General features: G+C 68.3%; 11 protein-coding genes and 2 pseudogenes. 7 read left to right on the forward strand and 6 right to left on the reverse strand.

Annotation, left to right across the window (positions count from 1 at the left end; all coding sequences use genetic code 11):
- Positions 1 to 209: 209 nt before the first annotated feature.
- From ACFJIT_RS04530 to trxA, 4 genes and pseudogenes are all read right to left on the reverse strand, one after another.
- Positions 210 to 989, reverse strand: coding sequence for a queuosine precursor transporter (locus ACFJIT_RS04530; RefSeq protein WP_379655177.1), 780 nt, complete (start codon positions 987 to 989; stop codon positions 210 to 212).
- A pseudogene (locus ACFJIT_RS04535) lies at positions 986 to 1,656 on the reverse strand (DUF502 domain-containing protein). Before ACFJIT_RS04535 ends, ACFJIT_RS04530 begins: the two are co-directional and overlap by 4 nt.
- A 55-nt stretch (positions 1,657 to 1,711) precedes the next feature.
- Positions 1,712 to 2,188 carry a DUF4442 domain-containing protein gene (locus ACFJIT_RS04540; protein ID WP_286574860.1) on the reverse strand — a complete coding sequence of 159 codons (477 nt, stop codon included), beginning with the start codon at positions 2,186 to 2,188 and terminating at the stop codon, positions 1,712 to 1,714.
- A 281-nt stretch (positions 2,189 to 2,469) separates the two neighbouring features.
- A complete protein-coding gene (gene trxA, locus ACFJIT_RS04545) occupies positions 2,470 to 3,327 on the reverse strand; it encodes a thioredoxin (RefSeq protein WP_379655178.1) in 858 nt (285 codons plus the stop codon).
- A gap of 168 nt (positions 3,328 to 3,495) precedes the next feature.
- Here trxA and ACFJIT_RS04550 point away from each other — a divergent pair, with 168 nt between their 5' ends.
- The 7 genes and pseudogenes from ACFJIT_RS04550 (at position 3,496) to rlmH (ending at position 10,321) form a co-directional block, all read left to right on the forward strand.
- Positions 3,496 to 4,128, forward strand: coding sequence for a DUF998 domain-containing protein (locus ACFJIT_RS04550; protein ID WP_379655179.1), 633 nt, complete (start codon positions 3,496 to 3,498; stop codon positions 4,126 to 4,128).
- Positions 4,129 to 4,222: 94 nt separating this feature from the next.
- Positions 4,223 to 6,857, forward strand: a pseudogene (gene leuS / locus ACFJIT_RS04555) (leucine--tRNA ligase).
- Between the two features lie 98 nt (positions 6,858 to 6,955).
- Entirely contained in the window at positions 6,956 to 7,498 is a 543-nt protein-coding gene (lptE, locus tag ACFJIT_RS04560; RefSeq protein WP_130521457.1) for an LPS assembly lipoprotein LptE, read from the forward strand.
- Positions 7,498 to 8,529, forward strand: coding sequence for a DNA polymerase III subunit delta (gene holA, locus ACFJIT_RS04565; protein WP_379655180.1), 1,032 nt, complete (start codon positions 7,498 to 7,500; stop codon positions 8,527 to 8,529). The genes lptE and holA overlap by 1 nt, the downstream gene beginning before the upstream one ends.
- 26 nt (positions 8,530 to 8,555) lie before the next feature.
- Complete coding sequence (gene nadD / locus ACFJIT_RS04570) at positions 8,556 to 9,326, forward strand: nicotinate-nucleotide adenylyltransferase (protein WP_379655181.1); 771 nt, start codon at positions 8,556 to 8,558, stop codon at positions 9,324 to 9,326.
- 33 nt (positions 9,327 to 9,359) lie between these two features.
- A complete protein-coding gene (rsfS, locus tag ACFJIT_RS04575; RefSeq protein WP_130521277.1) occupies positions 9,360 to 9,755 on the forward strand; it encodes a ribosome silencing factor in 396 nt (131 codons plus the stop codon).
- A gap of 95 nt (positions 9,756 to 9,850) precedes the next feature.
- Positions 9,851 to 10,321 carry a 23S rRNA (pseudouridine(1915)-N(3))-methyltransferase RlmH gene (gene rlmH, locus ACFJIT_RS04580; RefSeq protein WP_130521280.1) on the forward strand — a complete coding sequence of 157 codons (471 nt, stop codon included), beginning with the start codon at positions 9,851 to 9,853 and terminating at the stop codon, positions 10,319 to 10,321.
- An 80-nt stretch (positions 10,322 to 10,401) separates the two neighbouring features.
- On the opposite strand, the gene ACFJIT_RS04585 is transcribed toward rlmH, so the two are convergent.
- Both ACFJIT_RS04585 and ACFJIT_RS04590 read right to left on the reverse strand, forming a co-directional pair.
- Complete coding sequence (locus ACFJIT_RS04585) at positions 10,402 to 11,073, reverse strand: TonB family protein (RefSeq protein ID WP_379655182.1); 672 nt, start codon at positions 11,071 to 11,073, stop codon at positions 10,402 to 10,404.
- Between the two features lie 240 nt (positions 11,074 to 11,313).
- On the reverse strand, positions 11,314 to 14,403 hold the full coding sequence (locus ACFJIT_RS04590) for a TonB-dependent receptor domain-containing protein (RefSeq protein WP_286577733.1): 3,090 nt from the start codon (positions 14,401 to 14,403) through the stop codon (positions 11,314 to 11,316).
- Between the last annotated feature and the right edge of the window lie 154 nt (positions 14,404 to 14,557).

Consider the following 14,557-nt stretch of genomic DNA (forward strand, 5'->3'; position numbering starts at 1 on the left):
ATCTGGCTCTCTCTCAAGATTGTCTGAAGGAATGGCCGGCGAGTGTTCCCCCACGCGCGGCCAAGCTGAACAGCTGCTTTCTGACGCAACTGTTAACTGAGATTAACCGAAATTTCATGAAAGTGTGCGACCCCTGCAACAAATGTCAGGCGTCGCAATAATCGTTAGCTTTCAAACATTTACCGCTAAAGCGGGAGCCGAGCGAGCGGCTAGTTGCTGACGGCTTCCAGCCGCAGGCGCTCTTCCAGGGCATGGCCCAGATAGGCCCGGATGGCGTGGCGCATCAGGTACAGCAGCGGGATCATTGCCACGGCGGCGAGCATCTTGTAGCCGTAGTTGACGGTGCTGATGGCCAGGAAGCGGGACATGGGCCAGTGCTGGGGGCCCAGCACGAAGGCGATGTAGAGCACCACGAAGCTGTCGACCAGCTGCGAGACGGCGGTCGAGCCAGTGGCGCGCAGCCAGACGTATTTTTCGCCGGTGCGGCGGCGGATGTGGTGGAACACCGCCACGTCGATCACCTGGCCCAGCAGGAAGGCCACGATCGAGCCGCCGATCGACCACAGCCCCTGGCCGAAGATCGCGGCGAAGGCCGCCTGATAGTCCGGCACGCCCTGGGCCTGCGCGGCGCCCACCCACCAGCCGGCGGGCGCGACCTGGATGGCGGCGTAGGCGAACAGGAAGCCGTACACGATCAGCGCCACCGCCACCCACGAGACGAAGCGCACGCCACGGGTGCCGAAGAACTCGTTGATGGTATCGGTCAGCACGAACACGAACGGCCACAGCAGCGTGCCGACGGTGAAACTCAGCGAGCCGGTCTGACCGAACAGATTCCACTGCAGCGGCGCGATGCCGAGCGTGTCCTCCAGCGCGAAGATCTTGACCCCGATGAACTCGGCCAGCACCGCGTTGACGCACAGGAAGGCCGCCAGCCCGATGAACAGCCGCACCGCGCGGTCATCCAGCGTGCGCGGCGGCGCACTCACGCCAGGCGATCGCCGCGCCGGGTGAACGGCATCGAGTCCGGTGCGATCGCGCCACCGGAGATGATGAAGCTCATGGCCTGGTCGACCGTCCAGTCGGTGGGAGTGAGCTGGTCCACCGGGACGATCTCCAGATAGCCGCCGGTGGGATTGGGCGTGGTCGGCACATAGACGGCCGCCAGCTCGCGGCCGGTGCCTTCCTCGCGCATGACCCGCGTCACCAGCCCGACGGTCTTCATGTCCCGGTGCGGGAAGTCGATCAGCACCACGCGCTGGGTGCTGCCCGGTTTGGTCTGCAGCATGTCCAGCAGCTGGCGCGCGCCGGTGTAGATCGTGCTGGCCAGCGGCACGCGCCGGATCAGCGCCTCGAACCACTGCAGCAGCTTCTGCCCGATCACGCGGCGGGTCAGTACGCCGACCAGCAGGATCAGCAGGACGGTGGCGACCAGGGCGATCACGGCCGGACCCAGGCGCCGGTGAACCAGGGTGCGGCCACCGGGAAGTCGCGGGCGATCTGCTGGGCCAGGGGCTCGATCAGCGGCCGGCTGGCATCGGACAACAGCACGAAAACGAACTTGATCACCACCCAGGTCAGCCAGATCGGCAGCAGGGTGAGCAGGCCGGTCAGGAACAGGCTCTGCAGGGAAGGGCGGGGGGCGGGGGTCGACATGCGCGCATTGTAACGGTGCAGCGCCGCTTACCCCCCGCCCGGCCGGGCGTTCGCGTCAGTCGGCAGCAGGGGCGGCGGGCGGGCGTGCGGCCGGCTTGAGCCGCACATAGAGCTGCTTGCGCACGCGCGCCACGACCTCGCCGTCCGCATCGGTCACATCGACCTCGAACCAGGGCAGCGACTTCTGCCCGCCCGCGGTGGCCGCGCGCACCTGGGCCAGCGCCTCATCGGTGATGCGGAACTGCGCCGTAACCTTGCCGCGCCCCGGTTTGACGAACTCGATCTCCCCGGCCTTGTCCCACACGTAATAGTCGCGCCCCAGCGCATGCATCATCAGCAGCATCCAGAACGGGTCGGTCATGGCGAACAGGCTGCCGCCGAAATGGGAGCCGACGTAGTTGCGGTTCCACGGCCGCATGCGCAGCTCGACCCGCGCCTGGCGCCAGTCCGGCGCGATCGCGGCCACGTGGATGCCGGTGAACAGGAACGGCGGCCACAGGTTCAGGCCATGGCGCAGCGTGGACGGTTTCATGACAGCCGGGCAGCGGGATCGGAGCGGGAGGCGAGGCTAACATACGGATTGGTATGGAGCGCGACCCGACGCAAGGCGAAGTGAAAACCGAGGTGGGAGCAACTGTCTCCTCAAGTCTTAGCGCTCACCTGTAGAGCGGAGCTTGCTCCGCTGGGGCCTTCCCCACGATCCGAACGAAAAGCAGCGGAGCAAGCTCCGCTCTACAGGTGGGCCGCCATGGCGGCTCCCACCCCGATTCTTCTGAGCCCGACCCCGGCGATCCGCCCCAGGGCCGCCGCCGATCAGAACAGCAGCGCCGACATCTTGCGGCGGTAGCGGCCGACTAGGTCCTCGTCCTCGATCACGCGGAAGGCATCGATCAGCGACTTCTTCGCCAGCCCATCCTCCCAGGCGCGGTCGCGGCGCAGCAGTTCGATGAACTGCTCCAGCGCGCCCTCGGCGTCGCCGGCCACCAGCTTGTGCACGCCCAGCAGGTGGCGCGCGTGCAGGTCGCCCTCGTCCTGGGACAGGGCCGCTTCGAGCGCCTGCGGGGCCGGCGCGTCCTTGAGCTGGGCGGCGAAGCCCAGCCGCGCCCGCGCCTTGACCGCGCGCTCGTCGGTGGACAGGTTGGCCGGCAGCGCATCGAGCAGGGTCTCGGCCTCGGCCGCCTCGCCGGTGCTCAGCAGGGCCAGCGCCAGATCCAGCTTGAGCTCGTCCTTGTCGGGCTCGGCGGCGATCGCCTCACGCAGTGCGGCGACCTGTTCGGCCGGCGACAGCGGCGCGGCTTCGGCCTGCTCGGCCTCTTCGTTGGCGGCCGGCTGCACGCCGATCTGCTCGAGCACCTTGCGCAGCTCGCCCTCGGGCAGCGCGCCGGGGATGGCGCCCAGCACCTGGCCTTCCTTGAACACGACCATGGTCGGCACCGAGCGCACCTGGAACATGGCGGCCAGCTGCTGCTCCTGGTCGACATCGACCTTGGCCACCTTGAAGGCGCCGTTGTACTCGGCGGCGAGCTTTTCCAGGATCGGCCCCAGCGTCTTGCACGGGCCGCACCAGGTCGCCCAGAAGTCGACGATGATCGGCACCTGCAGCGATTGCTGCAGGACGTCGGCCTCGAAGGTGTCGGTGGTGGCGTCGAAAACGTGCGGCTGGGCGGACATGGAGATTCCTTGCGACGGCAATGGGGGCACAGATGGAGCCGGGGCGGGGAGGATACAAGGCGCGGCCGGCCGCCATTGACAGGGGCGGCACGGCCGCTAGCCTTGCCGGCGCATGTCTGCACCTTCCTGCCTTCCTGCCGCCTTCGACGCGGCCAAGTGCGCCGCCGCGTGATCGCCCGGGTCCGGCGACGCTGGTGGCGCGGGTGCGTGCCGGCCGCGGCCGCGCTGTGGGTCGGCGCACTGCTGGGCTTCGGCGCGGCGCTGCCGGGCTATGTGCAGTCGGTCCATCCGGTGGCGCTGCTGGGCGCGCAGGGGATTGCCGGCGCGGCGGCGTTCAACCTGTTCGGTTTCGTGTTGCCCGGCGCCTTGTGCGCGGTGGCCGCCGTGGCGCTGCGCCTGCGCCTGCCGCTGCACGCCGGCTGGAGGCAGCGCATCGGCGCGCAGCTAATGTTCCTCTCCACGCTGGGCTTCGTGGCGATGGGCGTGTTCCGGCTCGACCCGGTGCGGCTGGAGGGCACGCAGACCCTGCTGCATGCCACCGCCTGGGGCCTGTGGTGGTCTACGGCGTTGGCCTCGGCGCTGCTGCTGGCCGGCGGATTGCGCGGCGATCCGGCCTGGCGCGGGCTGGTGCGGGGCGGGCCGCCGCTGGCCGGGCTTGCGGTGCTGTTCGCGCTGGTGCTGCCGGCGGTGCTGCCCGATGGCCTGTCCCAACGCGTGGCGATCCTGGCCTGGCTGGGCTGGTGCGGCCTGGCGGCCGTCAGCGGCCCGGATCGGCCGCTGACCGCGACACTGCGCGGCTGAGCGCCGCGCCGCCGGCGTACCGCGCGGGTGCGCCCGGTGGTGCGCTGCGGTAGGCTTTGCGGCTTTGCAGCCGCTCGCCGCCACGTTCCCGACCATGTCCGCCGTTCCCGAAACCCACGCCTACGACCCCAAGCGGGTCGAAAACCTCCGCGCAACAGTTCTGGAATGCGACCAGGGCGTTCGAGGTCAACGAGACGTCCGACAAGCCCAAGTATTACTGCCTGTCCATGCTGCCGTATCCGTCCGGCGCGCTGCACATGGGCCACGTGCGCAACTACACTATCTCCGACGTCATCAGCCGCTACAAGCGCATGACCGGGCACAACGTGCTGCAGCCGATGGGCTGGGACGCGTTCGGCCTGCCGGCCGAGAACGCCGCGATCAAGAACAAGACCGCGCCGGCCAAGTGGACCTACGCCAACATCGCGCACATGCGCGAGCAGCTCAAGTCGCTGGGCTATGCCATCGACTGGACGCGCGAGTTCGCCACCTGCGCGCCGGAGTACTACGTGCACGAGCAGCGCATGTTCACCCGCCTGCTGCGCAAGGGCCTGGCCTATCGCAAGGCCTCGGTGGTGAACTGGGACCCGGTGGACCAGACCGTGCTGGCCAACGAGCAGGTCATCGACGGCCGCGGCTGGCGCTCCGGCGCGCTGGTGGAGAAGCGCGAGATCCCGCAATGGTTCCTGCGCATCACCGACTACGCCCAGGAGCTGCTGGACGGCCTGGACACGCTGGAAGGCTGGCCCGAGTCGGTCAAGACCATGCAGCGCAACTGGATCGGGCGCTCGGAAGGCCTGGAGATCCAGTTCAACGTCGAGGGCGGCCATGAGCCGCTGACGGTGTTCACCACGCGTCCGGACACGCTGATGGGCGTGACCTTCGTGTCCATCGCCGGCGAGCATCCGCTGGCGCTCAAGGCCGCGGCGGACAACCCCGAGCTGGCCGCGTTCCTGGAGCAGCTCAAGCTGGGCGGCGTGTCCGAGGCCGAGCTGGAGACGCAGGAAAAGCGTGGCATGGACACCGGCCTGAAGGCGGTCCATCCGATCACCGGCCAGACCGTGCCGGTGTGGGTGGCCAACTTCGTGCTGATGGGCTACGGCACCGGCGCGGTGATGGCCGTGCCCGGCCACGACCAGCGCGATTTCGAGTTCGCCACCAAGTACGGCCTGCCGATCGTGCAGGTGATCGAGCTGAAGGAGCCGCGCAACGAGGCCGAGGCCAGCTACGACCCCACCGAATGGCGCGACTGGTACTCGGACAAGACCCGCGAGTTCCAGCTGATCAACTCGGCCGAGTTCGACGGCCTGGATTTCCGCGGCGCCTTCGAGGCGCTGGCCGAGCGCTTCGAGCGCAAGGGCCAGGGCCAGCGCCGGATCAACTACCGGCTGCGCGACTGGGGCGTGAGCCGCCAGCGCTACTGGGGCTGCCCGATCCCGGTGATCCACTGCCCGCGCTGCGGCGCGGTGCCGGTGCCCGACGACCAGCTGCCGGTGCTGCTGCCGGAGAACGTGACCCTGGACGGGGTGAAGTCGCCGCTGAAGGCCGACCCGAAATGGCGCAAGACCACCTGCCCGGACTGCGGCGGGGCGGCCGAGCGCGAGACCGACACCTTCGACACCTTCATGGAGTCCAGCTGGTACGTGGCCCGCTACACCAGCCCGGGCGCGGCCACGATGGTGGACAAGCGCGCCAACTACTGGATGCCGGCGGACATGTACGTCGGCGGCATCGAGCACGCGATCCTGCACCTGATGTATTTCCGCTTCTATCACAAGCTCATGCGCGACGCGCGCATGGTCGACAGCGATGAGCCGGCCACCAACCTGCTGACCCAGGGCATGGTGATCGCCGAGACCTACTACCGCGAGAACCCGGACGGCTCGAAGGACTGGATCAACCCGGCCCTAGTGGACGTGCAGCGCGACGAGCGCGGCCGCATCGTCGGCGCCACGCTCGCCGCCGACGGCCTGCCGGTGCAGATCGGCGGCGTGGAGAAGATGTCCAAGTCGAAGAACAACGGCGTGGACCCGCAGGCGATGGTGGACAAGTTCGGCGCCGACACGGTGCGCCTGTTCTCGATGTTCGCCGCCCCGCCCGAGCAGTCGCTGGAATGGAACGAGGCCGGCGTGGAAGGCATGTCGCGCTTCCTGCGCCGCCTGTGGACCCAGGTGCAGCGCCATGCCGACGCCGGCACGGCGCCGGCGCTGGACGTGGCCGCGCTGAACGCCGAGCAGAAGGCGCTGCGCCGCAAGACCCACGAGACCATCGCCAAGGTCGGCGACGACTACGGCAAGCGCCACGGCTTCAATACCGCCATCGCTGCGGTGATGGAGCTGTCCAACGCCCTGTCCAAGTTCGACGATGCCAGCGACCCGGGCCGCGCCGTGCGCCAGGAGGCGCTGGAGGCCGCGGTGCTGCTGCTCAACCCGATCACTCCGCATTCCAGCCACGCGCTGTGGCAGCTGCTGGGCCATGGCGAGACCCTGCTGGAGGACCTCGCCTTCCCGCAGGCCGACGCGGCGGCCATGGTGCGCGACTCGGTGACCCTGGCCGTGCAGGTCAACGGCAAGCTGCGCGGCACGATCGAGGTGGCGGCCGACGCGCCGCGCGACCAGATCGAGGCGCTGGCCAAGGCCGAGCCCAATACCGCCAAGTTCCTGGAGGGCACGACCCTGCGCAAGGTGATCGTGGTGCCGGGCAAGATCGTCAACCTGGTGGTGGGATGAGGTCTCAAGCGCTGTTCACGCGCGATCGTGCAGGCTCGCCCGTCCGGTTGCCGCCTGCGCGCGCCTCGTCCAGACTTCCGTCCATGAATGTGACCCCGATGCTGCGCCTGCTGGCCCTGTCCCTGCTCGTGTCCGTGCTGAGCGCCTGCGGTTTCCACCTGCGCAGCAAGATCGCGCTGCCCTCCGACCTGGGCCCGGTGAAGGTCTCGGCCACCGACCAGTACAGCCCGCTGGCGCGCGATCTCTCGGTCGGCCTGAAGGCCGCCGGCGCCATCCCGGCCGACGATCCCAAGGCCAAGGTCGCCACCCTGGACATCATGTCCGAGCGCTGGGGCGACCGCCCGATCGCGCTGGACGAGCAGGGCCGCGCCCAGGAATACAGCCTGCGCTACGCGGTCGTGTTCCGCTTCCTGCGTGCCGACGGCAGCGAGCTGGTGCCGCAGCAAGTGGTCGAGCTCTCGCGCGACTACGTGGCCGAGGCGACCAACCTGACCGGCGCCACCTCCGAGCGCGAGATCCTCGCCGACGAGCTGCGCCGCGACATGTCCGCCTCGATCCTGCGCCGCATCGACAGCGTGGTGCGCGGCGTCGGCCGCCCCGGTGGCGCAACGGTGCGCTCGCCGGTCCCGCCCGCACCCTGATGGAACTGGCGCCGGACCGGTTGGTCGCCCAGAGCGCCGAGGGCGAGCTGGCGCCGGCCTACCTGATCGCCGGCCCGGAACCCCTGCTGGTGCTGGAGGCCGCCGACGCGGTGCGCCAGCGCGCGCGCGCGCTGGGCATCGCCGAGCGCGAAGTCTTCGACGTGGAAGGCCGCGACATCGACTGGGCCGGCCTGCAGGCCAGCTTCGACGCGCCCAGCCTGTTCAGCGCCCGCCGCATCGTCGAGGTGCGCCTGCCGACCGGCAAGCCGGGCAAGGAGGGCGCCGAGGTCATCAGCGCCTTCTGCGCGCGGCTGCCAAGCGATGTGATCCTGCTGGTCACCGCCGGCGAGTGGAGCAAAGCCCATCGCGGCAAGTGGGCCGACGCGATCGAGCGCATCGGCGTGCTGTCGGTGGCCTGGGCGATCAAGCCGCACGAGCTGTCCGGCTGGGTGCAGGCGCGGCTGCGCGCGCGCGGCCTGCGCGCCGAGCGCGACGCCATCGCCCTGCTGGTCGAGCGCGTGGAAGGCAATCTGCTGGCCGCCGCGCAGGAGATCGACAAGCTGGTCCTGCTGGCCGCCGGGCGCACGCTGGACCTGGCGACGATGGAATCGCTGGTGGCCGACGCGGCGCGCTTCGACGTCTTCCGCCTGATCGAGACCACCCTTTCTGGCCATGCCGCCCAGGCCTCGCGCATGCTCGCCGGCCTGCGCGCCGAGGGCGAGGCCGTGGCCGCGCTGATGCCGATGATCATCCGCAACCTGCTCAGCACCGCGCAGCTGGCCAAGGTCGCCGAGCGCGGCGGCAACCTGGCCGCCGAGATGAAGGGGCAGGGCATCTGGGAGAGCCGGCAGGCGCCGTTCAAGCGCGCCCTGCAGCGCCATGCCAGCGCCGCGCGCTGGGAGCGCTTCGTCGCGCAGGCCTCGCGCATCGACCGCATCGCCAAGGGCCGCGGCGACGGCGACGCCTGGGTCGCCCTGGAGCGCCTGCTGCTGGCGATCGCCGACGCGGCGGCGGTGCGGTTGGTGGCGTGAGTAAGGCCGGGATTCGGGATTCGGGAATGGGGAATCGGGAAGAGCGTGGGTCGCTTGGATCTGCGGTGCCCAGTGCTTCGCCAAAGCAGCAGCGCGCGAGCTACGCGGATGCGTCTGCTTTTCCCGAATCCCGAATCCCGACTCCCGAATCCCCGCTCCATGTCATCTACGGCGGCACCTTCGACCCCTTCCACAACGGCCATCTGGCCATCGCCCAGCTGGCCGCGGCCGCGCTGGCGGCGCCGGTGACGCTGGTGCCGGCGGCCGATCCGCCGCATCGCCCGCCGCCTGGCGCCAACGCGCCGCAGCGTCTGGCCATGCTGCAGGCGGCGGTCGCCGGCCTGCCCGCGCTGCGCGTGGACCGGCGCGAGCTGGATCGGCCCGGGCATTCCTACACCGTCGACACCTTGCGCAGCCTGCGCGACGAGCTGGGCCCGCAGGCGCCTCTGGTCCTGCTGCTCGGCGCCGACAGCTTCCTGGGCCTGCCGGGCTGGCATCGCTGGCAGGAGCTGTTCGCCCTGGCCCACCTGGTGGTCGCCGAACGCGCCGGCAGCGGGCTGGGCGAACTGCCGGCCGCGCTTGCGGCGCAGGTGCAGGCGCGCTGGGTGCAGGACCCGGCGGCGCTGCACGCCGCGCCGGCCGGTCAGGTCCTGCGCCTGCACCAGCCGCTGCAGCTGGAGTCGGCCAGCGAGGTCCGGCGCCGGATCGCCGCGGGCGGCGACTGGCAGGCGCTGGTGCCGCCGCCCGTCGCCGCGTTCATCCGTGCCCACGGCCTGTACGGGGTGGCGGGGCTATAATCGCGGCCTGTCCGGCCCCTCCAAGTGCTTCTTTTGTCCAGCCAAGCCCAAGTCATCAAGACCCGTCTGCCCAGCCCGCCCCCGGCCCTGCCGGTGCTGCTCGCCACCGTCCACGATGCCGTCAACGAGCTCAAGGCCAAGGATGTCGTCGAGATCGACGTGCGTGGCAAGTCCAGCGTCGCCGACTTCCTGATCATCGCCTCGGGCACCTCGACCCGGCACGTGAAGTCAATCGCCGACGAAGTGGTGAAGTTCGCCAAGAAGCTCGACGTGATGCCGCTGGGCGTGGAAGGCGAGCGCGAGGCCGAATGGGTGCTGGTGGACCTGGGCGATGTGATCGTCCACGTCATGCTGCCGCGCGTGCGCGAGTTCTACGCGCTGGAGCGCCTGTGGACCGTCGGCGATCAGCCGCCTGAAGAGCAGGAGTGAGCGCGGAAGGATGAGCAGGAGCGAATGAAGCTGCTCGACCCTGCTTCCGTCTTCGCTCACTTCCCACTCCTCTCCATTCACAGCTCGCCCGAACCATGAAGGCCCGCCTGATCGCCACCGGTGAGCGCGCGCCCGCCTGGGTGGCGCAGGGATTCGCCGAATACCAGAAGCGCCTGTCGCACTGGCTGCCGTTCGAACTGGTCGAGGTCGCGCCCGGGCTGCGCGGCAAGCATCGCGACGCCCAGCGCGCCATCGAGGACGAAGGCCAGCGCGTGCTGGCCGCTCTGCCCAAGGGCGCGCACATCGTCGCGCTGGAAGTGACGGGGAAACAGCATTCTTCCGAGCAGCTGGCCCAGCGCCTGGAGCACTGGCGCGGGCAGGGGCGTGACCTGGCCTTCCTGATCGGCGGCCCGGAAGGGCATTCGCCGGACGTGCTCGCCGCCGCGCACGAGACCTGGTCGCTCGGCCCGCTGACCCTGCCGCACATGCTGGCCAGACTGCTCGTCGCCGAGCAGCTCTATCGCGCTGCGGCCATGCTGGCCAACCATCCCTACCACCGCGCCTGATCCGGCTTGCCGGTGGTGGGCCGACAGGCGCCGGCGAAGATCGCCGGCGCCGTGGCAAGCGGCGGATGCCGCACGGACGATCAGCGCAGGCTGAAGTCCACCGGAACCCGGCCGTAGGCCTGCACCGCGTGGCCGTCCTGCATGGCCGGCTGGAACTTCCACGCCTTTAGCACCTGCATCCGCGCGGCCCGGTCCAGGTCGCGATTGCCGCTGCTGGTCTCGATGGTCGCCTCCAGCGGCGTGCCATCCACGTCGACCAGCACGCGCAGGATCACGGTGCCCTCCGCGTGGCTGGCGATCGCGCTGCGCGGGTAGGCCGGCGCCGGCGCATGCACGTAGGACAGCGTGGCCGAGGCCAGCGGGCCGGAGGGCGCCTGGGTCGCGCCGGTGTCCACCGTGGCCGGCTTGGCTACCGTGGCCGGCGCAGGATCGGCCATGGTCTGCGTGGCCGCGACGGGCACGTCGACCGGCCGTGACACCGTGATCGGCGTCGGGGCCGGCGTGGTGCGCTGGGTCGGCGCGGGACGCGCGGGCGTGGGCTTGGGCGGCGGCGCCACCGTGGCCTCCACAGGCTTGTGGATCAACTCGAAATCCGGCTTCGTCTCTTGCACCGTCCGCGCCAGCGGCGGCAGCGTGGCCGGGATCAGCAGCAGCATGAAGGCCAGCGCGTGCACCAGCATCGCCGCGGCGATGCCGCTGATGCGCGCCACATTGACTCGCCCTTCCGGGCCATAAGGGAGCGTACGAACCATGGACCACCTCCGTTGTCGGGGACATGCTTCACTTAGAACGCGCGGGGCGCTGGAATGGGGTTGGCCTCCTCTGCCATGGCGCCCGCCCTCGACTGTGCGCTTTCGGGCGTGCTGCATGCAATGCCTCGGCCGCTCATCGGGGCCACGCCAAAAAGAAGCGCCCCGGCTCCTTTCGGAGGCCGGGGCGCCGGTACTGCGGACTTCTATAACGTTACAAGCTTACCAGTCGGTTTTCCGCGCTTAGAAGTCGTAGGACGCGGAGAACTGGACGTAGCGCGGCTGCTGGTAGAACAGCGGCATGTCCCAGGTGTTGGACACGGTGTAGGCCGAGTCCGTTCCGAACGTGGCGTCGGTCTGGATCGCGCGCTGCTGGTTCAGGACATTGAAGACCTGCACCGCGAAGGCCAGCTTGCCGTCGCTGAAGCCCGGACGATACTGCAGGCCCAGATCCAGGATCTCGGTCCACGGCGTGCGGCCAGCCTTGCCCGGAGGCGAGGGCTCGCCGGCGCAGGTGTGGTACGAGGCGCCGTAACCGATCGGATCGGAGGCATCGGTACCTTCGACCACGCCGTTCGCGCTGAACAGGCCCAAGCAGGACTTGGGCGTGCCGGAAGACACGCGCAGGGTGGCCGAAGCCATCCATTCCGGTGCGATCTGGTAGGCGCCGAAGGCCTTCAGCTGGTGGCGACGGTCGTTGGCGAGGTAACCACCGGCATAGGCCATGATCGCGGCCGCATCCCAGTCCTGGGTCTTGGAGACGTCGGTCTGGCCGATGTCGGACTTCAGCTGGCCTTCGGTGTTACCGAAGTTGCGCGACCAGGTGTAATCGACACGTCCCTGCCACTTGCCGTCGAACGGATGCTCCAGATACATGTTGACGGCGAAGTAGTTGCGCTTGGCCTTCTTGTTGAAGCCCCAGTCTTCCTTGCTCATCGTGAGCTCGGTACGGCCGCCGTCGACGTTGGCCAGGCTGAAGTCGTTGCTGTAGCCGGGGTTGAACATCACGCAGCCCGGGATGATCACCGAGTCCGGATCCACGCCATTGGCTTCCAGCTTGGTCTCCATGCGGGCCGGATCGCAGATGTCGTCGATCGCGGTCTGCAGCTTGCGGTACATCACCTTGGCACCAGCAGCCCAGCTGTCGCCGAGGGTCTTGTCGAAGCCCAGGATCAGCTCATCCTGATACATCGAGCGCAGATCGCCCGCAGCGAAGGCCTGCGCGTCCGGTGCCTGGCCGCACTCAAGGTTCGACGAAACCGTGAAGCTCGTGCCCGGGCAGACGCGATTGGTGTTGGTCAGCGGGACCGGCGTCAGGCCGGTCGGAACGCCGTCGGCGTTGATGCCGGTATAGGTGTAGTACTCGCGGGTGAACAGGGACGAGGAAGCACCGCGGATGGCGACGCTGTTCGGCAGGGCGAGGTAGTAACGGCCCAGATTGGCGTAAATCTTGAGCGAGGAATCGCCGAAGACATCCCAGCTCGCGCCCAGGCGGGGCGCCCACTGGTTGCCGCTGTCGACATAGTTCTCGCCAGCGCTGTTCTTGTTGGTGAACTTGTCGTTGCGGACACCCAGGGACAGCAGCCAGTTGTCGGTGACCTGCCAGCGGTCTTCCAGGAAGTAGGCCTTCTGGTCGACGGTCATGTCGGTGGCGGTGACCAGAATGTAGCGCTGGACGAAGTAACCGTTGCCGCCGGCCGGGCCGACGCCAAGGCCGCCATTGACGGCGCTGCCGCCGTTGGCCGCCTTGCCGTAGATCCAGCGCTCGCCGTTACCGTCCATCGTCTGGCCTTCGTTCTCGGCCACGAAGTTCATGTTGTCCACGCCGGCGGTCAGCGTGTGGTCGCCGATGCGCCATTCCAGGTCGGCGCGCAGGCCACGCGTCCTGTCCTTGCCGTCAACGGCGGCGGAGGACACGTTCTGGTTGCCGATAGGATTTCCGCCATTGAGGGCCGGATTCTGCAGATTGGGGGTTGTAATCAGCGGCAGTGACTTCAAATTGCTCTGATTATAGGTCTGGTTGGTCCGGCGGCTGCGGCCCCACAGTGCGTTGAGCGTCAGGTTATCGGAGAGATAACCGGTGTATTTGAAAATGTCGTACCGATAATCGATCTTGGTGGTATCCGCGAACGAGCCGTTGGGGCCGCCGGCCTCCAGCGTGCTGTAGTCGTAGGTATAGTTCGTTCCGCTCGTACGATCGTTATTCTTGATGTACGTATATTCGAGCGTGTGGTTATCGGTGATATTCCAGTTGATTTTCCCGTAGACCTTGGGATTGCTGTAGTCGTAATGGGTCTGGTAGCCGTTGCCATCCGCGCCGGCGACGGTGACGTTCCGCGTCGAGACCCCTTCGGTCTTCTCCTGCTCGCCCGCCAGGAAAATGAACAGTCGATCCTGGATCAGCGGACCGCCGGCGTACAGGCTGTAAGTGTTGACGCCGGTCTCGTCATCGCGACGCTCGCGATAGATGGTGCCGGGGACCGTCGCGTCTTCCCATTCGTACGGCGTCCCGGTGCCGGCCTGGGTGGGCAGCGTCCTGTTGGGATAGTAGGTGCTCTTGGGCGCAGCGCCGAGCGACTTGGGCTGATAGATCACCGCGCCGCCGAAGTGCCACTCGTTGGTGCCGCTCTTGCCGACCTGGCTGATGACGCCGCCGTTCGAACGGCCGTAGCGGGCGCTATAACCGCCCAGATACATTTCCTGCTGATCGATGACGCCGTAGGGCAGGCCCACGCCGCCGATGTTGCTCAGCGGGTTACCAGTGCTGAAGCCGTTGATGTAGTAGGCATTTTCGGAAACGCCGGCGCCACCGAAGGACACGGTATTGCCCTGGCCGAAGTAGCCGCTGCCCCCAACCGTGCCGGGCGACAGCAGGGCGATGGCTTCGGCGCTGCGACCGATCGGCAGGCGCTGCAGATCCTGCGTGGTGAACACGGTGCGCGAGTCGACCGAGGTGACGTCGATCTTGGGCGCGCTGGTACCGGTCACCACGACCGTTCCCAGATCCGTGGCGCCGCCAGCGCCGGATCCACCGCCGGAGAAGGAGACATCCGTACCGGAGCTGACCTTGATCAGGACGTTCTTGCGCTGATCGACCACCTCATCGCCGCGGCGCAGCGTGATGGTATAGGTGCCCACCGGCAACGAGCCGATGTTGTAACGACCTGAGGAATCGACCGTCGCAGTGCGGGTAATGCCCGTGTCGCCTTGGACTTGAACCGTGAGACCGGCTTCTGCCGGAACCGAGCCATAGACGCTGCCGGTCGTACTCTGCGCGAGCGCGCCCGAGCTGAAAGCCATTGCAAGGGCGACGCTTAGCGCGCTGCGGTGCATCGCGCGCTTGGTGCTGGGGTGAAGTGCCACAGTCTCTCTCCTGACTACGTACGAAATATTGGTTCCCGTTCGGCACACGATGGCAAGTGGCCGAACGGTTAACCGGAATTTAGCGACCTTCTCGCACGAAGTCACGAAAAATTAATTAATTGCC

The organism is Pseudoxanthomonas sp. UC19_8 (assembly GCF_042700505.1).
GTDB lineage: Bacteria > Pseudomonadota > Gammaproteobacteria > Xanthomonadales > Xanthomonadaceae > Pseudoxanthomonas_A > Pseudoxanthomonas_A winnipegensis.

Bases quoted from the DNA above. Each gene is read 5' to 3' on its own strand.
- ACFJIT_RS04540 (WP_286574860.1), bottom strand. From the start codon at position 2,188: ATGAAACCGTCCACGCTGCGCCATGGCCTGAACCTGTGGCCGCCGTTC.
- trxA (WP_379655178.1), bottom strand. From the start codon at position 3,327: ATGTCCGCCCAGCCGCACGTTTTCGACGCCACCACCGACACCTTCGAG.
- lptE (WP_130521457.1), top strand. From the start codon at position 6,956: ATGCTGCGCCTGCTGGCCCTGTCCCTGCTCGTGTCCGTGCTGAGCGCC.
- holA (WP_379655180.1), top strand. From the start codon at position 7,498: ATGGAACTGGCGCCGGACCGGTTGGTCGCCCAGAGCGCCGAGGGCGAG.
- nadD (WP_379655181.1), top strand. From the start codon at position 8,556: ATGGGGAATCGGGAAGAGCGTGGGTCGCTTGGATCTGCGGTGCCCAGT.
- rlmH (WP_130521280.1), top strand. From the start codon at position 9,851: ATGAAGGCCCGCCTGATCGCCACCGGTGAGCGCGCGCCCGCCTGGGTG.
- ACFJIT_RS04585 (WP_379655182.1), bottom strand. From the start codon at position 11,073: ATGGTTCGTACGCTCCCTTATGGCCCGGAAGGGCGAGTCAATGTGGCG.
- ACFJIT_RS04590 (WP_286577733.1), bottom strand. From the start codon at position 14,403: ATGCACCGCAGCGCGCTAAGCGTCGCCCTTGCAATGGCTTTCAGCTCG.